At 71.5% G+C, this 25679-nt stretch carries 21 protein-coding genes; 11 read left to right on the forward strand and 10 right to left on the reverse strand.

What is annotated here, in order from left to right; translation table 11 throughout:
• Positions 1–681: lipoyl synthase (locus ABZ193_RS33425; protein WP_354712690.1), on the forward strand; the 681-nt coding region annotated here is incomplete at its 5' end.
• 99 nt (positions 682–780) lie between these two features.
• Positions 781–1437, forward strand: coding sequence for a DedA family protein (locus tag ABZ193_RS33430; RefSeq protein ID WP_354712691.1), 657 nt, complete (start codon positions 781–783; stop codon positions 1435–1437).
• 64 nt (positions 1438–1501) lie between these two features.
• Here the strand turns inward: ABZ193_RS33430 and ABZ193_RS33435 are convergent, their stop codons facing one another.
• A complete protein-coding gene (locus ABZ193_RS33435; RefSeq protein ID WP_354712692.1) occupies positions 1502–2209 on the reverse strand; it encodes a copper homeostasis protein CutC in 708 nt (235 codons plus the stop codon).
• A gap of 18 nt (positions 2210–2227) precedes the next feature.
• Complete coding sequence (locus ABZ193_RS33440; protein ID WP_354712693.1) at positions 2228–4153, reverse strand: acyl-CoA dehydrogenase family protein; 1926 nt, start codon at positions 4151–4153, stop codon at positions 2228–2230.
• A gap of 153 nt (positions 4154–4306) precedes the next feature.
• Here ABZ193_RS33440 and ABZ193_RS33445 point away from each other — a divergent pair, with 153 nt between their 5' ends.
• Positions 4307–5176, forward strand: a complete 870-nt coding sequence (locus tag ABZ193_RS33445; RefSeq protein ID WP_237339863.1) for a patatin-like phospholipase family protein — start codon at positions 4307–4309, stop codon at positions 5174–5176.
• Positions 5177–5250: 74 nt separating this feature from the next.
• Here ABZ193_RS33445 and ABZ193_RS33450 read toward each other — a convergent pair whose 3' ends face one another.
• Positions 5251–5496: a hypothetical protein gene (locus ABZ193_RS33450; RefSeq protein ID WP_157358845.1), complete on the reverse strand. Its 246-nt coding sequence runs from the start codon at positions 5494–5496 to the stop codon at positions 5251–5253.
• 25 nt (positions 5497–5521) lie between these two features.
• Here ABZ193_RS33450 and ABZ193_RS33455 point away from each other — a divergent pair, with 25 nt between their 5' ends.
• On the forward strand, positions 5522–6496 hold the full coding sequence (locus ABZ193_RS33455; RefSeq protein ID WP_235716320.1) for an Ig-like domain-containing protein: 975 nt from the start codon (positions 5522–5524) through the stop codon (positions 6494–6496).
• Between the two features lie 40 nt (positions 6497–6536).
• Positions 6537–7292 carry an NAD-dependent deacylase gene (locus tag ABZ193_RS33460; RefSeq protein ID WP_354712694.1) on the forward strand — a complete coding sequence of 252 codons (756 nt, stop codon included), beginning with the start codon at positions 6537–6539 and terminating at the stop codon, positions 7290–7292.
• On the opposite strand, the gene ABZ193_RS33465 is transcribed toward ABZ193_RS33460, so the two are convergent.
• The 3 genes from ABZ193_RS33465 to dnaE form a co-directional block, all read right to left on the reverse strand.
• Entirely contained in the window at positions 7282–8460 is a 1179-nt protein-coding gene (locus tag ABZ193_RS33465) for a low temperature requirement protein A (RefSeq protein WP_354712695.1), read from the reverse strand. The genes ABZ193_RS33460 and ABZ193_RS33465 overlap by 11 nt on opposite strands.
• 303 nt (positions 8461–8763) lie before the next feature.
• Positions 8764–10164 (reverse strand): MFS transporter, encoded by a 1401-nt coding sequence (locus ABZ193_RS33470; protein WP_354712705.1) that lies wholly within the window; start codon positions 10162–10164, stop codon positions 8764–8766.
• A gap of 346 nt (positions 10165–10510) precedes the next feature.
• Positions 10511–14086, reverse strand: coding sequence for a DNA polymerase III subunit alpha (gene dnaE, locus ABZ193_RS33475; RefSeq protein ID WP_020423100.1), 3576 nt, complete (start codon positions 14084–14086; stop codon positions 10511–10513).
• Positions 14087–14225: 139 nt separating this feature from the next.
• On the opposite strand from dnaE, the gene ABZ193_RS33480 reads away from it, so the two are divergent.
• From ABZ193_RS33480 to ABZ193_RS33495, 4 genes are all read left to right on the forward strand, one after another.
• Positions 14226–14798: a TetR/AcrR family transcriptional regulator gene (locus ABZ193_RS33480; RefSeq protein ID WP_354712696.1), complete on the forward strand. Its 573-nt coding sequence runs from the start codon at positions 14226–14228 to the stop codon at positions 14796–14798.
• Positions 14799–14866: 68 nt separating this feature from the next.
• Positions 14867–15622, forward strand: coding sequence for an SDR family oxidoreductase (locus tag ABZ193_RS33485; RefSeq protein WP_354712697.1), 756 nt, complete (start codon positions 14867–14869; stop codon positions 15620–15622).
• Positions 15623–15677: 55 nt separating this feature from the next.
• Positions 15678–16589 carry an asparaginase gene (locus ABZ193_RS33490; RefSeq protein WP_354712706.1) on the forward strand — a complete coding sequence of 304 codons (912 nt, stop codon included), beginning with the start codon at positions 15678–15680 and terminating at the stop codon, positions 16587–16589.
• A 5-nt stretch (positions 16590–16594) separates the two neighbouring features.
• Positions 16595–17773: an aminotransferase class V-fold PLP-dependent enzyme gene (locus tag ABZ193_RS33495; RefSeq protein WP_354712707.1), complete on the forward strand. Its 1179-nt coding sequence runs from the start codon at positions 16595–16597 to the stop codon at positions 17771–17773.
• A gap of 4 nt (positions 17774–17777) precedes the next feature.
• Here ABZ193_RS33495 and ABZ193_RS33500 read toward each other — a convergent pair whose 3' ends face one another.
• Both ABZ193_RS33500 and ABZ193_RS33505 read right to left on the reverse strand, forming a co-directional pair.
• The gene (locus ABZ193_RS33500) at positions 17778–20096 is read right to left on the reverse strand and encodes an ABC transporter permease (protein WP_354712698.1); all 2319 of its coding nucleotides are present in this window, start codon (positions 20094–20096) and stop codon (positions 17778–17780) included.
• Positions 20093–20791, reverse strand: coding sequence for an ABC transporter ATP-binding protein (locus ABZ193_RS33505; RefSeq protein WP_235716285.1), 699 nt, complete (start codon positions 20789–20791; stop codon positions 20093–20095). Before ABZ193_RS33505 ends, ABZ193_RS33500 begins: the two co-directional genes overlap by 4 nt.
• 129 nt (positions 20792–20920) lie before the next feature.
• Between ABZ193_RS33505 and ABZ193_RS33510 the strand changes: the two genes are divergently transcribed.
• Positions 20921–21718, forward strand: a complete 798-nt coding sequence (locus ABZ193_RS33510) for a histidine kinase (RefSeq protein WP_354712699.1) — start codon at positions 20921–20923, stop codon at positions 21716–21718.
• Complete coding sequence (locus tag ABZ193_RS33515; RefSeq protein ID WP_237339853.1) at positions 21715–22371, forward strand: response regulator transcription factor; 657 nt, start codon at positions 21715–21717, stop codon at positions 22369–22371. The genes ABZ193_RS33510 and ABZ193_RS33515 overlap by 4 nt, the downstream gene beginning before the upstream one ends.
• Here the strand turns inward: ABZ193_RS33515 and ABZ193_RS33520 are convergent.
• Entirely contained in the window at positions 22338–24650 is a 2313-nt protein-coding gene (locus ABZ193_RS33520; protein WP_354712700.1) for a glycoside hydrolase family 3 N-terminal domain-containing protein, read from the reverse strand. The genes ABZ193_RS33515 and ABZ193_RS33520 overlap by 34 nt on opposite strands.
• On the reverse strand, positions 24647–25666 hold the full coding sequence (locus tag ABZ193_RS33525) for a LacI family DNA-binding transcriptional regulator (RefSeq protein WP_027936531.1): 1020 nt from the start codon (positions 25664–25666) through the stop codon (positions 24647–24649). The genes ABZ193_RS33520 and ABZ193_RS33525 overlap by 4 nt, the downstream gene beginning before the upstream one ends.
• Between the last annotated feature and the right edge of the window lie 13 nt (positions 25667–25679).

Genomic DNA, 25679 nt, shown 5'->3' on the forward strand with positions numbered 1-25679 from the left:
GAGAGCGTGCAGGCGATGGGCCTGCGTTACTCGACGGTCACCGGGGTCGCCCGTGACGACCTGGACGACGGCGGGGCGTGGCTGTACGCCGAGACCGTCCGCCAGATCCACGCGCTCAACCCGGGCACCGGGGTGGAGCTGCTGATCCCGGACTTCAACGCCGACCCCGGCCAGCTGGCCGAGGTGTTCGGCTCGGCGCCGGAGGTGCTGGCGCACAACGTGGAGACCGTGCCGCGGATCTTCAAGCGCATCCGCCCCGGCTTCCGCTACGCCCGGTCGCTGGAGGTCATCACCCGCGCCCGCGAGGCCGGGCTGGTCACCAAGTCGAACCTGATCCTGGGCATGGGGGAAACCCCGGAGGAGGTCGAGCCGGCGATGCGCGACCTGGTCGAGGCCGGCTGCGAGATCCTGACGATCACCCAGTACCTGCGCCCGTCGGTGCGCCACCACCCGGTGGACCGCTGGGTCAAGCCGGAGGAGTTCGTCGAGCACGCCAAGGTCGCCGAGGGCCTCGGGTTCGCCGGGGTGATGGCCGGGCCGCTGGTCCGCTCCTCCTACCGCGCCGGCCGGCTCTACGCCCAGACCAAGCGCCACCGCGGCGAGGAACTGCCCGCCAACCTCGCGCACCTGGCCGAAGCCGGACCCGCCGCCCAGGAAGCCAGCAGCCTCCTCACGCGCTGAAAGTCGGGGGAATTCCCTGACGAAAGTGCGCCGCGAGCCCGATACCGTGCACGGTAGTTTGAAGGGGTCAGCAGGGGCAAAAGGGACAGGGGATCACACGTGGCGCTGGTAACCGACATCCTGGAATGGCTGCAGGCACTGCCGCAGCCGGCGTTGGTCGGCGCGACCGGCGCACTCGTGTTCGCCGAGTGCACCATCGGGCTGGGCTTCATCGCCCCCGGCGAGTCGGGACTGCTGGTCGCCGCGACCACCGCGAACACCGCGCCGCGGTTCCTGATCCTGTGGGCGGTGGTGGCGGTGTGCGCCACCCTCGGCGACTCGCTCGGGTACGCGATCGGGCGGAAGTTCGGGCCGCGGCTGCGCGAGACCAAGCTGATCCAGAAGTACGGCACGGACGCCTGGGACAAGGCGACGGACGTGCTGCACCGCAGGGGCGCGTGGGCGGTGTTCTTCGCCCGGTTCCTGCCGGTGATCCGGACGCTGACGCCGGCCGCGGCGGGAACATCGGGACTGGAGTTCCGGAAGTTCCTGCCCGCGGCGGCCGCGGGCGCGATCAGCTGGTCGCTGCTGCACGTCAGCCTGGGCGCCGCGCTGGGCGAGGCCGCCAAGCGCATCGAGGGCGTGCTGAACACCGGCGGCCTGATCGTGGTCGGCGTGCTGGCCGCCGTGGGGCTCTTCTTCCTGCTGCGGTGGAAGAAGAAGAAGGCGATGGGCAAGCTCGACGAGCGCACCGCGGAGCCCAGCAAGGCCGAGTGACCCGCCGCGCGGGACCTTCCACGAGCGCAGAACTCACCACAGCGAGTTCTGCGCTCGTTCGCGTTCAGCGGGCGGCGGCGATCAGCTCTTCCGCCGCCTGGACGTCCAGGGTCGCGTGTACGCCGAAGTCCACGGCCGTCGCCGGGGCCTGCTCGGCCGGGCGCCGGGGCGCGGCGTGCACGTGCCGCACGCCGGTGGCCTCCAGCACCTGGCGCACGTTGTGCGGCCGGATCCCGCCGCACGCCATCACCGTCACCCGGTCGCCCGCCAGCTCCGTCATCCGCGCCAGCAGCGGCGTCCCCTCGACGGCGGTCACCGCCTGGCCGGAGCTGAGCACGCGCCGCACGCCCAGCTCCGCCAGCACCTCCAGCGCCGCCAGCGGATCCGCGCACACGTCGATCGCACGGTGGAACGTCACCTCACGGCCAGCCGCGGCGGCCACCAGCTCACCCACCACCACCCGGTCGACGTCGCCGGCCGCGGTCAGCGCCCCGACCACGACGCCCGCCGCTCCGGCCGCGACCGCGTGCCGCACGTCGGCGAGCATCGCGTCCACCTCGGCAGGCGCGTAGCGGAACCCGCCGTCCCGCGGCCGGATCAGCACATGCACCTCGGCGCGCGTGCAGCGCGCCAGGGTGGCGGCGAGCAGCCCCGGCCCTGGCGTCAGCCCGCCCAGCGCGCCCGCGGCGCACAGCTCGACGCGGTCCGCGCCGAGCCGGTCCGCCGCGATCGCACCGTCCACAGTGTCCGTGCTCAGCTCGACGAAGGCCACTGCCGAGTAGTACCACGCTCAGCCGGTCGAATACCGCCGCGCGACGTCCTCCGCGGTGGACGCGCCCGCCCGCCAGTCCGCGATCCACGGCCCGGTGCCCTCGCTCGGGTCCAGGACGCCCTCCTCCAGCCAGGTGAAGGCGCCGTCCATCACGCGGTCGGTGAGGCGGCGGTCCACGTCGTCGGTGTTGCGCCACAGGCCCTCGAACAACGTCTCGATCCGCACCCGCGCCTGGCGGCAGAACACGTCGGCCAGCTCGTAGGCGGCTTCGCCCTCCCGGACGTCGTCCTCGCGCTGCATCTCCGCCCGCACGCAGGCCGCGGACATCGCGAACAGTTCGGCGCCGATGTCGACGATCCGGCCGAGGAACCCCTGCCGCTTCTCCAGCCCGGCCTGCCAGCGCGCCATCCCGTAGAACGTCGAGCGAGCCAGCTTGCGGGCCGTGCGCTCGATGTAACGCAGGTGCGGCGCGAGCTGCCCGAACTCGGCGAACGACGTGGGCACCTGGCCGCGGCCGGTGACCAGCTGCGGCAGCCACTTCGCGTAGAACCCGCTGGCCTTGGCCGCGGCCTTCGCCTTCGCGGGCAGGTCGGCCTCCACGTCGGCGAGCGCCCCTGCGGCCGCCAGGTGCGCGTCCACCGCCTCGCGGGCGATGAGCAGGTGCATGATCTCGGTCGAGCCCTCGAAGATGCGGTTGATCCGCAGGTCGCGCACCAGCTGTTCGACGCCGACCGCCCGTTCCCCGCGCGCCGCGAGCGACTGCGCGGTCTCGTAGCCGCGGCCGCCGCGGATCTGCATCAGCTCGTCGGCGATCTTGCAGGACATCTCGCTGGCGTACAGCTTGGCCAGCGCCGCCTCGATGCGGATGTCGTTGCGGCCCTCGTCGCTCATGTGGCCGGACAGCTCCTGCACGCTCTCCAGCGCGTACGTCGTCGCGGCGATGAACGAGATCTTGTTCGCCACGGCCGCGTGCCCGGCGATCGGCTTGCCCCACTGCACGCGGGCCGCGGACCACTCGCGGGCGATCTTGAGGCACCACTTGCCCGCGCCCGCGCACATCGACGGGATCGACAGCCGCCCGGTGTTCAGCGTCGCCAGGGCGATCTTGAGCCCCTTGCCCTCGCCGCCGACGACCGCGTCCGCGGGCACCCGCACCTGGTGGAAACGGGTGACGCCGTTTTCGATGCCACGCAGGCCCATGAACGCGTTGCGCCGCTCCACGGTGATGCCGGGCGAGTCCATCTCGACGATGAACGCGGTGATCCCGCCGCGGTGCCCCTCGCTGCGCGGCACCCGCGCCATCACGACGACCAGTTCGGCGACGACACCGTTGGTGGTCCACAACTTCACGCCGTCGAGGAGGTACCCGCCGTCCTCGGTGGGCGTCGCGGTGGTCGCCAGGCGCGCCGGGTCGGAGCCGACGTCGGGCTCGGTGAGCAGGAAGGCGGTCACCGCGCCCTTCGCGCAGCGCGGCAGGAACTTCGCCTTCTGCTCGGGCGTGCCTGCCAGCTTCAGGGGTTCCGGCACGCCGATCGACTGGTGCGCCGACAGCAGCACGCCCAGCGTCGGGTGGACCGAGCCGAGCAACGCGAGCGCGCGGTTGTAGGCGACCTGGGACAGCCCGAGGCCGCCGTACTCCTCCGGGATCTTGATGCCGAAGCAGCCCAGCTCGGCCAGGCCCTTGACGTACTCGTCCGGGATGCGCGCCTCCCGCTCGATGACGGCGCCGTCGAGGGTTTCGGCGTACTCGCGCAGGCGGGTGAGGAACTGCTCGGCCTTCTTCGCGGCCGCGGGTTCGGCACGCGGGTGGGGGTGGACGAGGTCGAGCCGGAACCGCCCGAGGTAGAGCTCCTTCGCGAACGACGGCTTGCCCCAGCCGCTCTCCCGGGCCTCCTCGGCGACCGCGCGGGCTTCCTTCTCCGTCACCTTCGGCTGATCAACCACCGAACACCTCCTCGGTGCGCCGTCAAGACATTGTGACCAGTGTTACTCACCGGTAGCGCGAACGGAAGCCCCTCGACCGGGGTGGTGAATGCCACCGCGCGTCCGATGGCGGCGCGCGGGGACGCGGAGCACCATGCGAGTGGAGGTGGTCCGATGCCCGAGGTCGACCTGCCCCGCCCGGTCGGGTTCGTGCTCGGCGGGGGCGGCAGCCTGGGTGCGATGCAGGTCGGCATGCTGCGTGCCCTCACCGAGGCCGGGATCCGGCCCGACCTGGTCGTCGGCACGTCGGTGGGGTCCCTCAACGGCGCGGTGCTCGCGCTGGACCCGGACGACGCCGGCGAGCGGCTGCGCAAGACGTGGACCCACATGACCCGCCACGAGGCGTTCCCCGGCGGGGTACTCAGCCAGGTGCGCACCCTGCGGCACAGCAAGACCCACCTCTTCCCGAACATCGGCCTGGCCACGATCGTCGACGACCACCTCGGGCCCGGCACCACGTTCGAGGACCTCGCGCTGCCGCTGGGCGTCGTCGCGACCGACGTGGACACCGCGGAGGCGCGCCTGTTCACCTCCGGCGACCTGCGGCCACCCCTGCTGGCGAGCGCGGCGATCCCGGGCATCTACCCGCCGGTCGAGCACGACGGGCGCCTGCTCTACGACGGCGGCCTGGTCGCGAACGTGCCGATGCGGCAGGCACTGGTGCTCGGCGCGCGGTCGCTCGTGGTGCTGGACTGCGCCTTCCCCGGCCAGATCCCGTCGCCGCCGCAGACGTTCGCCGAGGTGCTGATGTACACGGCGATGGTGAGCATGCGGAACCAAGCCGTGCTGGAGGCGCCGATCGCGGCCGCGGAGGTGCCGGTGGTCTACCTGCCGGGGCCGCGCCCGGTACGGCTGAGCCCGCTGGACTTCAGCCGCACCGAGGAGCTGACCGACCTCGCGTTCGAGGCCGCGCGGATCTACCTGGACGGCCTGGTGATCGACGGGCCCGGCCTCTACGGCGGCCCCGGGGTCAAAATCGGGTGACGCGGGCCACTCCGGGACAACAAACCGGGTGAGGGCACGTCTATCCGGGCGCGGTAGTTTTGCTTTCTCACCCACTATTTCCCAAAAAGAGACCACATGACAGTCAAGAAGACTTTACCTTTCACCCGCAGCGCGCCGATCGCGGCTGGACTGCTCGCGGTGGCGCTCTTTCTGTCGGCGTGCAGTTCCGGCAATTCGGGCAATGCGAACAACGGCGGCACGGCCGCGCCCGGCACCTCGAGCCAGGCGGCGGCGGTTTCCGTTTCCATCGAACCCGCGAACGGGAAGAACATCAGCCCGGTCACGCCGATCGTGGTCAAGGCGGCCAACGGCACGCTCCGCGACGTGACCGTCCAGAACGCCGCGAAGCACACCACCGTGAAGGGCGAGTTCTCGGCGGACAAGACCACCTGGACCTCGTCCGAACCGCTCGGGTACGGCAGCACCTACACGATCGACGCGCACGGCGCCGACGGCAGCGGCAAGACGGTCGAGCAGCAGGGCCAGGTGACCACGGTGTCGCCGTCGAAGCAGGCGAACCCGAACATGATCCCCGCGCCGGCTTCGGTGGCCCAGACCGGTGTCGGGGTCGGGCAGCCCATCGTCTTCCAGTTCAGCTACCCGGTGAAGAACAAGGCGGACGTGGAAAAGCAGCTGTCGGTGGTGTCGAATCCGCCGCAGCAGGGCGGCTGGTACTGGATCGACGACAAGAACGTGCATTACCGGCCCAAGGAGTACTGGCAGCCGGGCACGACGCTGACCGTTTCCGCGAAGATCTACGGTGTCGATTTCGGCAACGGCGTCTACGGCGCGGAGGACCGCACCGAGACCTACCACGTGCACGATTCCTGGATCGCGAAAGCCGACGGCAACACCGAGCAGATGCAGATCCTGCACAACGGCCAGGTGGTGAAGACCATGCCGATTTCGATGGGCAAGGACGCCACCCCGACGCACCTAGGGGCGCACGTCATTTCGTTCAAGGCGCAGAGCTACACGATGGACTCCTGCACCTACGGCGTCTGCCAGGGCGATCCGAAGTGGTACCGGTCCGAGGAGAAGTGGACCGAGCGCATCTCCAACGACGGCGAGTTCGTCCACGAGAACCCGAACAGCGTGGGCGCGCAGGGCAACTCGAACGTGTCGCACGGCTGCATCAACCTCAACGCCGAGAACGCCGAGTGGTTCTTCAACAACCTGGGGCTGGGTGACGTGGTCGAGGTGACCAACTCCGGCGGGCAGCAGCTGCCGGTGTGGGACCTCTACGGCGACTGGGCGCTGTCGTGGGAGCAGTGGCAGCAGGGCAGCGCGCTGAAGTGACGTGTGGTGATCGCGGTTCCGGGGCGGCACGATGGGGGTCATGACTGCCCCGGAACTCGATCACGCGCGACGGCTCGTGGACGGCGCTTCGCGGATCGTCGCGCTCACCGGCGCCGGTGTCTCCACCGATTCGGGCATCCCGGACTTCCGGGGCCCGCAGGGGGTGTGGACGAAGAACCCGGCCGCCGAGAAGCTGTCGCACATCGACGACTACGTCGCCAGCCGCGAGGTGCGTGAGCAGTCGTGGCAGGCCCGGCTCGACCACCCCGGGTGGTGGGCCAGGCCGAACGCGGCGCACCTTGCCCTGGTCGACCTGGAACGGCAGGGCAGGCTGTCGGCGATCCTCACGCAGAACATCGACGGGCTGCACCAGAAGGCCGGGAACTCGCCGGACCGGGTGGTCGAGCTGCACGGCACGATGGCCGACACGATCTGCCTGGCCTGCGACGACCGCCGCGACATGCACGAGACGCTGGACCGCGTGCGGGCCGGGGAGTCCGACCCGGAGTGCGAGATCTGCGGCGGGATCCTCAAGTCCGCGACGGTGTCCTTCGGGCAGATGCTCGACCCGGAGGTGCTGGACCGCGCCCGCGAAGCCGCCGAGACGTGCGACCTGATGCTGGCGCTGGGCACCTCGCTGACCGTGCACCCCGCCGCCGGCCTGGTGGACATCGCGGCGGCCGCCGGGGCGCCGGTGATCATCGCGAACGCCTCCGAAACGCCCTACGACGACGTGGCGACCGTGGTGTTGCGTGAGCCGCTGGGCGAGGTGCTGCCGAAGCTGGTCAGTCGCTGACCGGTTCGCCGTGGCTGGCGATCACCACCGTGGCCACCAGCGCCGCGACGACCAGCGCGGTCAGGTACACCGGCACCGGCGTGAACGACACCGCCAGCGCCAGCACCGCGGCGAGCGGGAAGCCGATCGCGATCGGGCGGCACTCGTTGCGCGGCCCGACGTGCAGCAGCCACACGCTGACCAGGAACACCGCCACGGGCACGGTGGTGGCGAACGCGGCGACCAGCTCGGGCGCGTGGCCGGTGTGGGTCTCGTGGTCCAGCGCGACCTCGATGCCGACGCCGACCGCGGCCGCCGACGTGAAGATCAGGTAGTGGCCGTAGCCCCAGGCGTAGCCGTACTTGAACTGGGCGAGCCGCTGGTGGCCGGGCTGGTCGAAGTACAGCCACCACATGCCGAACACCAGGACCAGCCCGGCCAGCGCGAGGAACACCAGGTTCAGCACGTCGTGACCGGTGTCGATCGCCTCGCGGACCGCGTTCGTCGCGCCGAAGATCGTTTCGCCGAGCACGATCAGCGTGAACAGGCCGTACCGCTCGGCGATGTGGTGGCGGTGCCAGTTGGTCGGCGTGCGGCGCTCGGCCCAGACCGGCACGAGCATCTCGGCCGCGGCGAGCACCAGGAAACTGGGCAGGAACCACGATTCGGGCACCGCGAGCCGCGCGATCCAGCCGGCCTGCACGATCATGATGCCCAGCGCGTACCGCAGTGCCGTCGACCGGCATTCGGGCACGCTCCGGGCAGCCCGCAGCCACTGCGCGACCATCGCCAGCCGCATCAGCACGTACCCGATCACGATGACCGTGAAGTCGTCGGAGAACGCCTTCCCCACGCCGGCGGCGACGACCAGCGCGCCGCCGATCTGCACGAACGTCAGCAACCGGTAGGGGCCGTCGTCGGTGTCGAACGCGGAGGCGAACCAGGTGAAGTTCACCCAGCCCCACCAGATCGCGAAGAACACGAGCAGGAAGCTCAGCACGCCGTGGCCGACGTGGTTCTCCGACAACGCGTGGTGCAGTTCCGCCGCGGCCTGGCCGACCGCGACGACGAAACACAGGTCGAACAACAATTCCAGCGGGGTCGCCGCGCGGTGCTCCTCGTCGCGGTTCCGCGCCGTCATCGGCCGGTACCAGAGGCGGTACCGCCGGTTCGCGGGTGCCACGGACATGCCTCGCCCCTCCCGATCGGCTGCTGTCCGCCTCATCCCAGCACACACGACGGGTGGGCCCGGCTCCCCCTCGTCCGGGCCCACCCACGTGGGTGCCTTCCTGCCGCCGTACGATCCCCCGCGGACGCCGACGGTACCGGGCCGGGCGTGACCCTGAGTGTCCGATCTCGAGAGCCCGGAGCGCGGTCCCCATCCCCGGAACCGGCTCCACATAGCCACTGTCCGTAGCTGATCCCCGCACCGTGAAGGCAAGTCAAGGTTTACCCGGTCGCTCTCCGTAGATCTAGCACCTTCGGGGAAGTCTCACTCATATGGAGCAGCAGTTGTGGCGCTGAGTAGTTGATCGTTAGAGGCGCGTGCTCGCCGGGCGCGGAGTTCGGCGATCCCGAGCCCCAGTGCGAAGAGGACAAAACCGACGGCACACAGCAGTGAGACGGCGAGCGCGGCCGGGAAGTCGTTGCCGGACGCGGGGAGGACGGCCCGGAACACCGACGCGAGCACCGCAGTGCCGATCGCCGTGCCGATCCGCTGCCCGGTCTGCAACGCTCCCCCGGCGACACCGGCCATCCGCGTCGGCACGCACTCCAGCGTCAGGGTCGTGTTGGGCGAAATCACCATCCCGCCCCCGATCCCGGCCACCAGCAGGGGCAACGCGACCACCAGACCCAGGTCCTGCCCTGGTGCGAGCCACGCCAGCAGCGCGACGACACCCAGCCCCAGCGCGACCAGCGACAGGCCGGTGACCGTGAGGCGGCGCCCCCACCGCGCCACGAGCCGTCCCGCCACCGCCGCGGAAACCGCCGCGCCCACCGCGAACGGCGTCACCGCCAGCCCGGACTCCAGCGGCGTGTAACCGAGGCCCTGCTGGAAGAACATCGCGAACACCAGCCAGATCCCGGCGAATCCGCAGAAGTACACCGCGCCGATCACCGCGCCCGGGGTGTAGCCCGGGGTTTCGGTGAACAACCGGACGTCCATCAGCGGCGTGCGCTCGTGCCGCACCACACGCCGCTCCCAGCGGACGAACGCGAACCCGAACACCGCCGCGACCGGGAACAACCACCACAGCCGCCGCAGACCGTCCTCTTCGGACTCCACCAGCGGCAGCAGCACGCCCAGCACGGCGAGCCCGAGCAGCAGCACACCGACGAAGTCGATCTCGGACCGCAGCCGCGCGGGACGGCCCTCGGCACGCGGCAGCAACCGCAACGCCAGCACGAACGCGAACGCCCCGATCGGCACGTTCACGAAGAACACCCACCGCCACCCGTGCTCCTCACCGAACACGGCGAGGATGAGACCACCCAGCACCGGCCCGACAGCCGTGGAGATGCCGACGACCGACCCGAACGCGCCGAACGCCTTCCCCCGCTCCGCGCCGCGGAACAGGTCCTGGATCAGCCCGGTGTTCTGCGGCGTGAGCAACCCGGCCGCGCACCCCTGCAGCAACCGCGCGACGACCAGCACCTCACCCGTCGGCGCGGCACCGGCGAACGCGCTCATCGCCACGAACGCCGCCAACGCGATGAGAAACATCCGGCGCCTGCCCAGGGCATCGCCCAGCCTGCCGCCGGACACCAGCACCAGGCCGAAGGTGAGCGCGTAGCCCGACACGACCCACTGCGCGGTGCCGGCGTCGCCGCCGATCCCCTTCTGGATGGACGGCAACGCCACGTTCACGATGCTGATGTCCAGCAGGCCCATGAAACCGGCGGTGAGCGTTACGGCCAGGGCTTTCCAGCGGCGTGGGTCTTGTTGCTGGGTGAGGGTCACTCATCCATGGTGGCTTGTTCGTTGTGGTTGCGCGCGCTACGCGGGTATCTCGGGCGCCGGGCTTCGCTTCGCTACGCCCGGATCTTGGTGCCCTCCCGAACCCGATCTTTCAGTGTTCGGTTGCCGAGAAGCGGCGTCAAGGCTGGAAAGAGTACCTTGACCCCGCTGCTCGGCAACCGATTTGGCTGGGGATCGGGTTGCGGGAGGGGGCTGGCTCGTGGGGTGGGCGGCTTTCGTTGCCGGGTGGCCGTTGGGGTGTGCTGGTGCTTGTGCCTGTTTAGGTGCCGGCGGTGATGCCGGGGATGCCTTTCAGTTCACCCATCAGCATCGAGCTCACCTTGACCGGGTAGTCGTACAGGGCGAACGTCGTCTCGCGTTGTTTGCCTACCAGCTTCAAGCGGACGGGGGTGTCGCCGCGGTGGGCGAGCAGCGTCGACTTCAGCTCGCCGACCACGCTCTTGTCCAGGCGCTCCGCGGTGCAGCGCAGCACGAGCGGGGGCTCGTCCTCACCGTTGCCGATCTCCGACAGGTCCAGCGGGACGAGGCCGCCGCCGAAGACGGACATCTTGTCCTCGCGCCAGTTGACGCGGCCCTTGACCAGGACGGCGTTGTCTTCGATGAGGTCGGCCTGGAACAGGGCGTAGGACTTGGGGAAGAACAGGACTTCCAGTGAGGCGTCCATGTCCTCGACCGTGCAGATGGCCCAGGGTTCGCCCTTCTTGTTGACCCGGCGTTCCAGTGAGGTGATCAGGCCGGAGATGACCAGCTCGCCTTCCTTCGGCGGGTTGTCCAGGATCGCGGCGATCGGGCGCGGGGCGTGCTTGCGCAGGATCCGCTCGGCGCCGTCCAGTGGGTGCGCGGACACGTATAGGCCGAGCATCTCCCGCTCGTAGGCGAGCAGCTGCTTGCGCGGCCACTCCTCGTCGCCGAACTTGAGGTGCGCCAGCGGCGACGACGAAGGCGCGGGCTCGGCCGCGTCGCCGTCCCCGCCGAACGCCCCGAACAGGTCGAACTGGCCCATCGCCTCCTGGCGCTTGAGCGGCACCACCGCGTCGACCGCGTCTTCGTGCACCTGGATCATCGACAGGCGGGTGTTGCCGAGGCTGTCGAACGCGCCGGCCTTGATCAGCGATTCGATGACCCGCTTGTTGCAGGCCACCAGCTCCGACTTGTCCAGGAAGTCGGTGAAGGAGGAGTACTTGCCCTTCTCCTGGCGGGTCTTGATGATCGACTCCACGACGTTGGCGCCGACGTTGCGGACCGCGCCCATGCCGAAGCGGATGTCGTCGCCGACCGCGGCGAAGCGCTGGCCGGATTCGTTGACGTCCGGGGGCAGCACCTTGATGCCGAGGCGGCGGCACTCGGACAGGTAGACGGCGGACTTGTCCTTGTTGTCACCCACCGAGGTGAGCAGCGCGGCCATGTACTCCGCGGTGTAGTTCGCCTTGAGGTAAGCGGTCCAGTACGACACCAGGCCGTAGGCGGCCGCGTGGCTCTTGTTGAACGCGTACCCGGCGAACGGGAGGATCGTGTCCCACAGCGCCTGGATGGCCTCGTCGGAGAAGCCGTTCTCCTTCATCCCGGCGTGGAAGCCCTCGAACTCCTTGTCGAGGACCTCCTTCTTCTTCTTGCCCATCGCGCGGCGCAGAACATCCGCTCGGCCCATCGAGTAGCCGGCGACCTTCTGCGCGATGTGCATGATCTGCTCCTGATAGACGATCAGGCCGTACGTGTCGGCCAGGATCTCCTTCAGGGGCTCTTCCAGCTCGGGGTGGATCGGCTTGACCTGCTGCCGGTTGTTCTTCCGGTCGGCGTAGTCGTTGTGGGCGTTCATGCCCATCGGGCCGGGCCGGTACAGCGCGCCGACCGCGACGATGTCGTCGAACACCGTCGGCTGCATGCGGCGCAGCAGGTCCCGCATCGGGCCGCCGTCCAGCTGGAACACGCCGAGCGTGTCGCCGCGGGACAGCAGCTTGTAGGTCTCCGGGTCGTCGACGCCCAGGGTGTCCAGGTCGATGTCGATGCCGCGGTTGGCCTTGATGTTGTCGATGGCGTCGCCGATGACGGTGAGGTTGCGCAGGCCCAGGAAGTCCATCTTCAACAGGCCGATGGCCTCGCAGGACGGGTAGTCCCACCCGGTGATGATCGACCCGTCGTCCCGCTGCCAGAGCGGGATGGCGTCCATCAGCGGCTCGCTGGACATGATGACCGCGCAGGCGTGCACGCCCGCGTTGCGGATCAGGCCCTCCAGGCCGCGGGCGGTGTTGAAGATCGTGGAGACCTCTTCGTCGGTCTCGATCAGCGTGCGGACCTCGGCGGCCTCGCCGTAGCGCTCGTGCTGCGGGTCCACAATGCCGGACAGCGGGATGTCCTTCGCCATGATCGGCGGCGGCAGCGCCTTGGAGATCTTGTCCGCGATCGCGTAACCCGGCTGGCCGAAGTGCACGCGCGCCGAGTCCTTGATCGCGGCCTTCGTCTTGATGGTGCCGAAGGTGATGACCTGGGCCACCTTGTCCGCGCCGTACTTCTCGGTGGCGTAGCGGATCATCTCGCCGCGGCGGCGGTCGTCGAAGTCGATGTCGATGTCGGGCATCGACACGCGCTCGGGGTTCAGGAACCGCTCGAACAGCAGCTTCTGCGGGATCGGGTCCAGGTTCGTGATGCCGAGCACGTAGGCGACCAGCGAACCCGCCGCCGAACCACGGCCGGGGCCGACCCGGATGCCGACCTTGCGGGCGTAGTTGATGAGGTCGGCGACGACGAGGAAGTAGGCCGGGAAGCCCTTCCCGATGATGACCTCGAGCTCCATCTCGAGCCGCTCGCGGTAGCCCTCGGGCGCGCCCTCCGGGAACCGCCAGGCCAGGCCGCGGTCGACCTCGGCACGCAGCCACGACGCCTCGTCGTGCCCCTCGGGCACCTCGAAGACGGGCATGCGGTCTTTGTGGGTGTAGACGTCTTCGTAGGACTGGACGCGTTCGGCGATGAGGAGGGTGGAGTCGGCGGCGCCGGGGACTTCGGTGTCCCAGTACTCGCGCATCTCGGCGGCCGATTTCAGGTAGTAGCCGTCGCCGTCGAACTTGAACCGGTTCGGGTCGTTGAGGGTCTTGCCCGACTGCACGCACAGCAGCGCCGAGTGCGAGTCGGCCTGGTCCTTGGTGACGTAGTGCGAGTCGTTGGTGGCCAGCGGTTTGAGGTCGAGCAGCTTGCCGATCTCCAGCAGCCCCTCGCGCACCGACCGCTCGATGGGCAGGCCGTGGTCCATCAGCTCCAGGAAGAAGTTGTCCGCCCCGAAGATGTCCTTGTAATCCGAGGCGGCCTGGATCGCCTCGGCCTTCTGCCCCAGCCGCAACCGGGTCTGCACCTCACCCGAGGGGCAGCCGGTGGTGGCGATGATGCCGGAGGCGTTCTCCGCGATCAGCTCCCGGTCCATCCGCGGCTTGCGGTAGTAGCCCTGGATCGAGGCCAGCGACGACAGCTTGAACAGGTTGCGCAACCCCGTCGCGTTCTCCGCCAGCATCGTCATGTGCGTGTACGCACCACCACCGGAGACGTCACCGCCCTCACCGAACTCGTCCGAGCCCCGCTGCGAGGCCTGCCCCCAGAAGATCGGCTTCTTGGTGAACCGCGACTCCGGCGCGATGTAGGCCTCGATGCCGATAATGGGTTTGAGTCCGGCCTTGCGCGACTGCTGGTAGAACTCGTCCGCCCCGTACATGTTGCCGTGGTCGGTCATCCCGACCGCGGGCATGCCGAGACGACTCGCCTCGGCGAACAGCGGGGCGATCTTCGCCGCACCGTCGAGCATCGAGTACTCGGTGTGCACGTGCAGGTGGACGAAGGAATCGTTCGACACCAGCAGGAACCTCCCCTTGTTTCACGCTGACTCCCGGCCTGGAGGGATCAGCCTAGCTCGCGGCACCGACGAAAAACGCGCCGACGTGCCGAGCGAAGTTTATTTGACCTCCAGTTCCAGTATGAGCTACGGTTCCGGCATGGCGAGATCGAAGGCCTTCGACGTGGACGCCGCCGTGGACAAGGCGATGGAGGTCTTCTGGGCGAACGGATTCGGCAGCACCACGCCCCAGCAGCTCGTCGACGCGCTGGGCATCGGGCGGGGCAGCCTGTACAACGCGTTCGACAGCAAGCACGCCCTCTACGAGCGGGCGTTGCGGCGCTACTACGAGCGCGAGACGGTCCGGCTGATCGAGGTGCTGGACGGACCCGGCCCGGCCCGCGAGCGGCTGCGCGCGGCGCTGGAGCTCGTCGTCGACGCGGCCCGCGAAGACCGGCGTGGCTGCATGATGGCCAACGCGGCGGTCGAGTTCGGCGCGGCCGACGAGGTGGTCAACCACCTGGTGCGGCGCACCTTCGAGCGGCAGGAGGCCGCCTTCCGCAGCACCATCGAGGAGGGGCAGCGGTCGGGCGAGATCGACCCCGCCGCCGACGCGCGGGCGCTCGCGTCGTTCCTGCTCACCACCATCAACGGCATCCGCGTGCTGGCCAAGGCCGACCCGGACCCGCACCGCCTCGCCGACCTGGCCGGCACCGCTCTGCGCGCGATCTGAACCCGCTGACCTGCGGCGTTTTTGCGCTGCCTTCATTTTGTAACTCTAGTTCAAGAAAGAGAGAGCACGTGGACCTGCAGTTGGACGGCAAGACGGCGGTCGTGACCGGCGCGAGCAAGGGGATCGGCCTGGCGGTCGTCCGCGCGCTGGCCGCCGAGGGCGTGACGGTGTTCGCGGCGGCACGCACCGTGAGCGAAGGCGTGCCGGTGCGGGCGGACCTGACGACCCGCGAGGGGGTGGCGCTGCTCGCGGAGCGGGCCGGGGACGTCGACATCCTGGTCAACAACCTCGGCGGCGTGACCATGGACAGCATGCGGGCGGGCGGTTTCCTGGACATCGACGACGAGGCGTGGCAGCGCACGTACGAGCTGAACCTGTTTTCGACCGTGCGGGTGACCAGGGCACTGCTGCCGGGACTCCTCCGGCGGCGCGGCATCGTGATCAACATCTCGTCGATCGGGGCGCGGGCGGCCTTCCAGCCGGTCGACTACGGCACGGCCAAGGCGGCGCTGACGAACCTGACGAAGGCGCTGGCCGAGGAGTTCGGGTCACGCGGCCTGCGCGCGCTGACCGTCAGCCCCGGCCCGACGCGGACCGCCAACTGGGCCGACCCGGAGGGGTACGCGGGCGAGCTGGCGGCGGCTGCCGGGGTCCCGCTGGCGGAGTTCCTGGCCGGCGTGCCCGCGTCGATGGGCATCACCACCGGCAGGCTGACCGAGCCCGAGGAGACGGCCGCGCTGGTGACGTTCCTCGCCTCGCCCCGCTCGGGCAACCTGACCGGCGCCGACTACCTGGCCGACGGCGGCGTGATCAAGACCGTGTAGTGACGAGCATCCGGTTGACAGGCCGATGTGACGCGGCGAGCCTCGGGGCGTGGTGATCCCCCTCGTTCAGGTAGTCCGCGACGGGCTCGTGGAAAGCGTCCACTTCGGATCGCGGGTCGTCCTCGGCCCCGGTGGCGAGGTGCTGGAGGCCGGGGGCGACGTCGACGAGCCGGGCTACCCCCGGTCCACGGCGAAGCTCATGCAGGCCGCCGGCATGGTGCGGCTCGGGCTCGACCTGCCGCCCGACCTGCTCGCGCTGGCGTCCGCGAGCCACTCGGCGGAGGAGTTCCACCTCGACGGGGCGCGCAAGATCCTCGGGGAGCTCACCGAGGACGACCTGCAGTGCCCCGCCCACCTCCCCCACGACCCGGTCCTGCACGACGTGTGGATCGCCGAGGGACGCGCGCCGCGGCGGCTCGCGCACAACTGCTCCGGCAAGCACGCCGCGATGCTCGCCACCGCGAAGCTGAACGGCTGGTCCACCCACGACTACCTGGACCCCGCGCACCCGCTGCAGGTGAAGCTCGCCGAGACGGTGGCCGAGCTAGCGAGCGAGCCGATCGCGCACACCGCCGTCGACGGGTGCGGCGCGCCGCTGTTCGCGATCTCCCTGCGCGGCCTCGCGACCGCCGTCCAGCGGGTCGCCACCGCCCCGCCGGGCACCCCGGAACACCGCGTGGCGGAAGCGATCCGCAGGCACCCGGAGATGCTGGCCGGCCCGAACCGGGACGTCACCCAGCTCATGACCGCGGTGCCCGGGCTGATCGCCAAGGACGGCGCCGAGGCCGTGCAGATCGCGGTCCTGCCGGACGGCGTCACGGTGGCGGTCAAGATCGCCGACGGCTCCGCGCGCGGCCGCATGCCGGCGACGCTGGCGGCCCTGCGCCGCTTCGCGCCCCGGTACGACTGGGACGACGTGGTAAACCGCTGTCCCAGCCTGCACGCGCCCAATATGGTCGGGCTGTGACGACACTGCGCGAAGAAGACGTCGACCGCTTCCGCCGCGACACCCCCGGCACGGACGAGGTCGTGCACCTCAACAACGCCGGCTCGGCCCTGCCGCCGCGGCAGGTCACCGACACGGTGCTCGACTACCTGCGGGAGGAGTCGGTGCGCGGCGGCTACGAAACCGCGGCCGCGCACGCCGACCGCATCCAGGGCGTGACCGACGGGATCGCCCGGTTCCTCGGCGCGGAGGCCGCCGACATCTCGGTGACCGACAGCGCGACCCGGTCGTGGCAGGCCGTCTTCTACGCGTTCCGCTTCGAGCCCGGCGACCGCATCCTGACCTGCCGGTCGGAGTACGCCAGCAACGCGATCGCCTACCTGCAGGTCGCCCGCCGCACCGGCGCGGTGGTCGAGGTCGTCGACGACGACGAGAGCGGCCAGCTGGACGTCGCCGACCTGGAGCGCCGCCTGGACGGCGACGTCAAGCTCATCGCGATCACCCACGTGCCGACCCAGGGCGGCCTGGTCAACCCGGCCGAAGAGGTCGGCGCGATCGCCGAGCGGGCCGGGATCCCGTTCCTGCTCGACGCGTGCCAGTCGGCCGGGCAGCTGGACCTCGACGTGCGCCGCCTGCGCTGCGACGCGCTGTCCGGCACCGGCCGCAAGTACCTCCGCGGCCCGCGCGGCACCGGCTTCCTCTACACGCACCCGCGGCTGCGCGAGCGGCTCGAGCCCGCGATGCTCGACCTGCACTCGGCCACCTGGACCGCGCCGGACACCTTCGAGATCGCGCCGGACGGCCGCCGCTTCGAGACCTGGGAACGCAACCACGGCCTCGTGCTCGGCCTCGGCGCTGCCGTCGAGTACGCCCTGGAGATCGGCCTGGCCGCCATCGAGGAGCGGGTCACCGCGGTGGCCGCGCGGTTGCGGGCGGACCTGTCGCAGATCGCCGGCGTGTCGGTGCACGACCAGGGCAAGCGCAAGTGCGGCATCGTCACCTTCAGCGTGGCCGGGACCGATGCCGCGGAGGTCCAGCGGGCGCTGGCCCAGGCGAAGATCAACACCTCGGTGGCGCGCCCCACCTCCTACCAGTACGACCAGGAGGTGCGGCGCCTGCCGGACATGGTGCGGGCGTCCGTGCACTACTACAACACCGAGGACGAGCTGCGCACGCTGGCCGAGGCCGTGGAGCGGCTGGCGTAGCCGGTCATTCGCTGCGCAGGACGGCCGCGATGGGCGTCCGCGCGGCGCCGCGTGCCGGGATGAGCGCGCCCGCCACCGCGATGAGGATCCCGGCCAGCGCCAGCAGGGCCACCACCGGCGCGCGGTAGACGTCCAGGACGAACCCGAAGACGTCGGACTGGGCCGCGCGCATCATCGCGGGGGCGACCCCCCGGTGCGCGAGGATCCCGAGCGGCACGCCGATCAGGCCGCCGACCAGTCCCAGCGCGCCCATCGAGGTCACCAGCATCACGGTGACCTGGCGCGGTGTCATGCCGATCGACTTCAGCATGCCGAGGTCGCGCCGCCGTTCGCGGGCGTTGAGGACGACGGTGTTGAACACGCCGAGCGCGGCGACGGCGCCCAGCACCAGGGTCAGGAGCGTGGCGGAGCCGATGAGCACCACGGCCTGGCTCGACGTCCCGTCGCGTGGGGGCAGCACGGTCAGGCCGGGGTCGCCGGCCTCGACCGCGGCCCGGTAGGCCAGCTGGTCGATGCCCGGCGCGAGTTCGACCGTGTAGGTGTCGGCCCGCGCGGCCGGGTCGAGCAGCGTCAGCGTGGACCAGTCGGCGAAGATCGTGTCGGCGTTGTTGGTCAGCACGACGCCGACGATTCGCACCGGGGTGCGCTGCCCGGCGAGTTCCACGGTGACGGTGTCGCCGATCGCGAGCCCGCGCTGGTTGAGGAACCTCGACGGCACCGCCACCTGCCCCGGCCTGTCCGGCCAGTGGCCGCTCGTGACCTGGGGGGCGAGGGCCGCGGAGTCGCCGCGGGAGAACTCGATCGTCGCGGTCTGCTGCCCGCCGACCACGTTGACGATCTTCGTGGCCACCGCGGCGACGAGCTCCGCGCCGGGTGTCGTGCGCAGCAGCGCCTCGTCCTCGGCGTCGGTCAGCGTCGTCGCGGCGCCGGGCTTCGGCGACGCGCCGTCCGACAGCGCCGGCCCGCCCGCCACCACGTCGATGCGGTCCGGGTGGGACGGCCGCACCGCCGAGTTGTAGGCGTTCACCGACAGCGTCACGCCGATCGCGAGCGTCACGGTGGTGACGCCGAGGACGACCGCGGCCAGCGTCAGGCCGCTGCGTGCCGGGCGGGCGAACGGCACCCCGAGGCCGAGGCTCACCGAGCGCGGCAGCCGCAGGCCGGACAACCGGCGCTGGACGGCGAGCGCCCGCCCCGGCCGGGGCGCGCTGCCCGCGCTGATCGCCGCGGCCGCGGGCAGCCGGCGCGCCCGCAGCGCGGACACCAGCGCGGCCAGGGCGACCACGGCCGGCATCCCGAGCAACGCCGCGACGTCCACCCAGACGTCGATGCCGACCGCTCCAGCGCCGAAGACCTGAAACGCGTCGGCCAGCAGCGGCCGCGCGACCACGTTCCCGAGCACCGTGCCCAGCACGCACCCGGCGGCGGACGGGACCAGGACCATCACCAGGTAGACCCCCATCACCTGGTCCGGGGTGAAGCCGAGCGCCTTGAGCATCCCGATGTCGCGGTAGCCGGCCACCACCGCGCCGCCGACCACGTTGGCGACGATCAGCACCGCGACCGCGAGCCCGAGGAACCCGAAGACGACCAGGAACGGCACGTACACCCCGACCTCGGTGACGAGCTGCTGCTTCACCGTGAGGTAGGACTGCGCGCCCAGCAGCGCCCCGGGCGGCAGCCCGGCCGTCACCGCCGCTTGCCCGGCGGCGATGTCCGTGGCGGTCGCGGCCGCGGCGAACCGGTAGAGCACCTGGCTCGCGGTGGGCTGCAGCGCCGCCGCCTGGGCGGGGGTGACCCACGCGTCGGCGGACGCGCTCACCGAGTAGGCGAACCCGACGACGGTCAGCGCGGGCTGCCCCGGAACCTCGATCCGGCTCCCGAGCGGCACCAGGGTGGTGCCGGGGACCAGGTTCAGGACGATCTCGCCCGGCGCGGCGGCCCACCGGCCCTCCCACACGTCCACCCGGTCCACCGGCCCGCCGGGGTCCGCGCGCCCCACGGTGGTCAGGGACGGCCCGACGCGTTGCGCGCTCTGCGAGGTGTCGAGGGTGAGCTGGGCGAACGGCCCGGCCACCGCCTCGGCCCCCGCGGCGGCCCTGGTCAGCTGATCGTCGGTCACCTGGGTGCGGTCGAACGCCGCGACCAGGTCCGCGCCGCTCTGCTGCTCGTGCGCCCGGTCGAACGGAGCCGACGACGACACCAGCAGCCCGAGCGCCAGCACGATCGTCGCCGTGGAGATGGTCACGACCAGGCCGATCACCGCGGTCTGGAGCCGTCGGCGCCCCACCGCGGCCCGCGCCACCCGCCACACCGCGCTCACGGCGTCCGCTCCAGGCTGGTCTCGCGCGCGACCCGCCCGTCGGCGACCTCGACCACGCGGCTGGCGCACCGGGTGGCGAGCCGCTCGTCGTGCGTCACCAGCAGCAGCGTCTGCCCGATCTGGTTGAGGTCGAGCAGCAGGTCCATCACCTGCTCGCCGGACCGGCTGTCCAGCGCGCCGGTCGGCTCGTCGGCCAGCAGCAGCGCGGGCCGGTTCATCAGCGCCCGCGCGACCGCGACGCGCTGCCGCTCGCCGCCGCTCAGCCGGGCCGGGTAGACGTTGCGGCGCCCGGCGATGCCGAGTTCGCCGAGCAGTTCGAGCGCGCGCTTGCGGGCCTGGCCTGCCGGGGTGCCGGTGAGCTGGGCGGCCAGCGCCACGTTGTCCAGCGCGGGCAGGTCGTCGAGCAGGTTGAAGAACTGGAAGATCATGCCGATCCGGCGACGGCGGAACAGTGCCAGCCCGGTCTCGTTCAGCTTCCCCAGGTCCTCGCCGTGCACGACGACCGAGCCGGACGTCGGGCGGTCCAGCCCGGCCACCATGTTCAGCAGCGTGGACTTACCGCTGCCGGAGGGCCCCATCACCGCGACCGCCTCCCCGGCCCGGATCTCCAGGGAGACCCCGTCCAGGGCGACCGATTCGCTGTACTCCTTGCGCACGTCGGTCAACCGCACGACCGCGCCGTCATCTCTGGTCACGCCGGCCATCCTGCGACCGAGTGCCCGGTGCGGGCATCGGTCCGGGGAGGTAACTCCCGGCGCGGGTCATCCCGGGGATGTAGTCCGGCGGTGGATGCGCGTCGCTCCGGGTCCTGACACAGTTGCCGGGTGTGGGAACTGGTTGTCGCCGCGGTGGCGTGCCTGGTGGCCGCCGTGCTGGCGGTCCGGCTCGGGCGCGCGCGGCGGGCGTTCGCGAGGGCGCTGGAGGAGCGCGGCTGGCTGCTGGAGCGGGAACGGGAGAGTGCGGCGCGCAGCGCGGTCGACGACGAGCGGGCGCGGATCGCGCGGGAGCTGCACGACATCGTCAGCCACAACGTGAGCGTCATGGTGGTGCAGACCGGGGCCGCGCGCCGGGTGCTCGCGACCGAACCCGCGCAGGTCGCGACGGCGCTGGAAGCGGTCGAGGCGGCCGGGCGGGACACGATGACCGAGCTGCGGAACCTGCTCGGCGTGCTCGCCCCGCCCGCCGACGGTGACGAGACCGCGGACCTGTCGCCGCAGCCCAGCCTGAGCAGGCTCAGCCCGCTGATCGACCGGATCGCGTTCGCCGGGCTGCCGGTGGAGGTCCGCGTGTCCGGCGAGCCGCGGCCGTTGCCGTCCGGAGTGGACCTGACGGCGTACCGGATCATCCAGGAAGCGCTCACCAACGCACTCAAGCACGGCGACGGGCGGCAGGCGGAGGTGACCGTGCGGTACTCCGACCGCTACCTGCGCGTCGAGGTGCTCAACAGCGGGCCCAGCGTGCTGTCCGGGGACGCCCCGGCCCCGTCCGGCGAGACCGAGGAGGGACGCGGCCTGCTCGGGCTGCGGCAGCGCGTGGCCGTGTTCGGCGGCGACCTGGACGCCCGGCGGCGCATCGGCGGCGGGTTCCGGGTCCGGGCGAAGATCCCGCTGGAGCGGCCGTGACCGGGCCGCGTGTGGTGATCGCCGACGACCAGGCCCTGGTGCGCACCGGCTTCCGCATGATCCTGGCCTCCGGCGGCGTCGACGTCGTGGGCGAGGCCGCGGACGGCGCGGAGGCCGTCGCCACCGTCCGCGACCTGGAGCCGGACGTCGTGCTCATGGACATCCGCATGCCCGCGATGGACGGCCTGGAGGCCGCGCGCCGCATCCTGGCGCGCGACCCCGGCTGCCGGGTGCTCATGCTGACCACGTTCGACCTCGACCGCTACGTCTACGACGCGCTCGCCGCGGGGGCCAGCGGGTTCCTGCTCAAGGACGTCACCCCGGAGCACCTGGTGGCCGCGGTGCGCCTGGTCGGCACCGGCGACGCGCTGCTGGCCCCGTCGATCACCCGGCGGCTGGTGGAGCGCTTCGCCGCGGCGCGACCACGTCCGGCGCTGCACCGCGATCTCGCCGTCCTGACCCCGCGCGAACTGGAGGTTCTCACCCTCGTCGCGCGGGGCCGGTCGAACGCCGAGATCGCCGCGGAGCTGACGCTCAGCGAGGCGACGGTCAAGACCCACGTGGCCCGCATCTTCGCCAAGCTGTCGTTGCGCGACCGCGCCCAGGCCGTCGTCCTCGCCTACGAAACCGGGCTGGTCTCCCCCAGCGACTGAACGGGCGTGGTCAGCACGCGGTCGTGCCCGGCCTCGCGCACCGGGCCGGTCAGCTCGAACGCGGCGCGGCAGGGCAGGTCGTCGGCCGAGCGGCCGGCGAACACCTCGATCGTGCCGGGTTCGACGATCCGGCGCAGGTCCAGTCCGGTGAACGCGAGCCGGTCGGCGTGCAGCCGGAACGTCACCGTCCGCGCCTCCCCCGCGCCGAGGGTGATCCGCGCGAACCCGGCCAGCTGCCGCACCGGGCGGGTCACCTGCGCGAGCACGTCATTCACGTACAGCTGCACCACCTCGTCCCCGGCGCGGTCGCCGGAGTTGCGCACCCGCACCGAGACCTCGACCTCGCCGTCGGTCGGCACCTCACGCGCGCTCAGCGTCAGGTCCTCGTAGTCGAACGTGGTGTAGGAGATGCCGTGCCCGAACGGGAACAGCGGGCTCGGGTCGAGGTTGCTGATGCCCTCGCTGTTGCCGCCGAGCGGGGGCTGCAGGTAGGTGCTCGGCTGCGCGCCTGCCACCCGCGGCACCTGCACCGGGAGACGTCCGCCGAAGTTCGTCCGTCCGGACAGGACACCCGCCAGCGCCGGGCCGCCCTCCTCGCCGGGCATGAACGCCTGCACCAGTGCCGCCGCCCCGGTGTGGTCCCCCAGCGCGTACGGACGGCCGGACACCACGACCACCACCACCGGCGTGCCGGTGGCCAGCAGTTCGGTCAGCAGCCCGTCCTGCACGCCGGGCAGCCGCAGGTCCGGGGCGTCGCAGCCCTCGCCGGAGGTGCCCTCGCCGAACAGGCCCGCCCGGTCGCCGACCACGGCGATGCACACGTCCGCGTCCCGCGCGGCGTCCACCGCTTCGGCGAAGCCGGACCGGTCCTCGTCGCGGATCGGGCAGCCGGCCGCCGAGGTGATCACCGCGTCCGGCAGTTCCGCGCGCAGCGACTCCAGCAGCGACGGCGCCTCGACCCCGATGCCGTACTCGGGATAGCGCGGCAGCACGTGGTTCGGGTACGAGTAGCAGCCCATGAACGCCAGCGGGTCGTCCGCGCACGGACCGACGACCGCGATCCGCTTCGCGCGCAACGGCAGCGTGCCGTCGTTGGCGAGCAGCACCACCGACTTCTCCGCCAGCTCCCGAGCGATCGCCCGGTTGCGCGGCGAGTCCAGGTCCACCGGCCGCGCCCGCGGCGCCCAGTCCGCGTCGAGCAGGCCCAGCTCCGCCTTCTGCCGCAGCAGCCTGCCGACCGCACGGTCCACAAGGGACTCCGGCACCTCGCCCGAACGCACCAGCTCGATGAGTTCCTTGCCATAGCACAGGGTGTCCGGCAGCTCGACGTCGATGCCGGCGGCCAGCGCGAGCGCCCCGGCCTGCCCGGTGCTGTCGGCGACCCGGTGCATGCTGCCCAGGAACGCGATGGCCCAGTAGTCGGACACCACCACGCCCTCGAAACCCCACTCGTCCCGCAGGATCCCGGTCAGCAGCGGCGCGTTCGCCGCCGCGGGCACCCCGTCGAGGTCGACGTAGGCGTTCATCACCGACCGCGCCCCGCCCTCGCGGATCGCCATCTCGAACGGCGGCAGGATCACGTCCCGCAGCTCCCGCTGGCCGATCGACACCGGCGCGTGGTTGCGGGCCGCGCGCGACGCCGAATACCCGGCGAAGTGCTTGAGCGTGGCGACGATCCCGTTGCGCTCCAAGCCACGCACGTACGCGGCGCCGAGCGTGCCGACCAGGTACGGGTCCTCGCCGAGGGTCTCCTCGACCCGGCCCCACCGGTAGTCCCGCACGACGTCCAGCACCGGCGACAGGCCCTGGTGCACCCCGGAGGCGCGCATGTCGTCCGCGATCGCCGACGCCATCCGCTCGACCAGTTCCGGGTCGAACGTCGCCGCCCACGCCAGTGCCGCCGGGTACACGGTGGCGCCGTAGGTGGTGAACCCGGTCAGGCACTCCTCGTGCACGATCGCCGGGATGCCCAGCCGGGTCTCCTCGACGATCTCCCGCTGCAGCGCCTCGACCCGCGCCGCGCCCTCGGCCGCGCTGACCGGCGCCGTGCCGAACACCCGCGTCAGGTGCCCGATGCCGTTCTCCCGCGCCTGCTCGAACGGCACCCCGCCACGCGCGAAGACGTCCTGCATCGGCGCGACGTTGCCGTTCAGCTGCTCGTTGCCCGGCCATGCGCTGCCCAGCTGCGCCACCTTCTCTTCGAGGGTCATCTCCGCCAGCAGCGCCTCGGCTCGGGCTGCGGCGGGCAGCGCGCTGTCACGCCAGGTCGGTTCCGTCATGGTGCTCCTCGCAGGTTCGTCGTCGAATCGCGCACCACCAGGTTGGTGGCCAGCTCCACGTGGTGGGAGTCGAGGGTTTCGCCGGCAGCGAGCCGCATCAGCGTGCGCAGCGCGACGCGGCCCATGTCCTGCAACGGCTGCCGCACCGTGGTCAGCGCGGGCGTGGCCAGCTCGGCGAGCATGGTGTCGTCGAACCCGACGACCGACAGGTCCTCGGGCACGCGCAGTCCCCGCCGCCGGGCCGCTTCCATCACGCCCAGCGCGGTCGCGTCGCTGCCGGCGAACACGGCGGTCGGCGGCTCCGGCAGGTCGAGCAGCCGCCCGCCCATCTCCAGCCCGTCCGGGTAGCCGAAGGCGCCGTGCAGGATCAGCCGCGGATCGACGGTCACGCCGGCGTTCTCCAGCGCCGCGCGGTAGCCGTGCTGGCGGGCCTGGCTGCAGGAGGCCTGCACCGGCCCGCCCGCGTAGGCGATGCGCCGGTGGCCCAGCTGCAGGAGGTGCTCGGTGGCGGACACCCCGCCGTTCCAGTTGGTCGCGCCGACGCTGGTCACCTCGACGCGCGGCAGGTTCAGCGGATCGATGACCACGAGCGGCAGCCCGGCGCGCGCGAAGCCCTCGACCTGGGCGCGGGTCAGCTCGGAGGTGACCACGATCAGCCCCTCGCGCCCGGCCAGGCGCAGGCGCCGCGCCCAGTCGTCGTCGTCGGACTCCGGCAGGCGCCCGACCACGACGTCCACCCCGGTTTCCGCGCCCGCCTCGGTGACCCCGCGCAGGACCTCCAGCGAGTAGGGGCTCACCAGGTCGTCGAACACCAGGTCCACCACGCGCGCCGGCCCTACCGTGCGCCGACCGGACTGGGGCACGTAACCCAGTTCCTTCAACACGTCCTGGACCCGCTGCCGGGTCGCCGCCGCCACGTCGCCGCGACCGTTGAGCACCTTGGAGACGGTCGGCAGCGAAACCCCGGCGGCCTCCGCGACCATCGCGAGCGTCGCGCGCTGGGAACCGGCAGGCACCGCACCCTCCAAC

The sequence above is a fragment of the Amycolatopsis sp. NPDC006125 genome, assembly GCF_040614195.1.
Taxonomy (GTDB): domain Bacteria; phylum Actinomycetota; class Actinomycetes; order Mycobacteriales; family Pseudonocardiaceae; genus Amycolatopsis_E; species Amycolatopsis_E tucumanensis.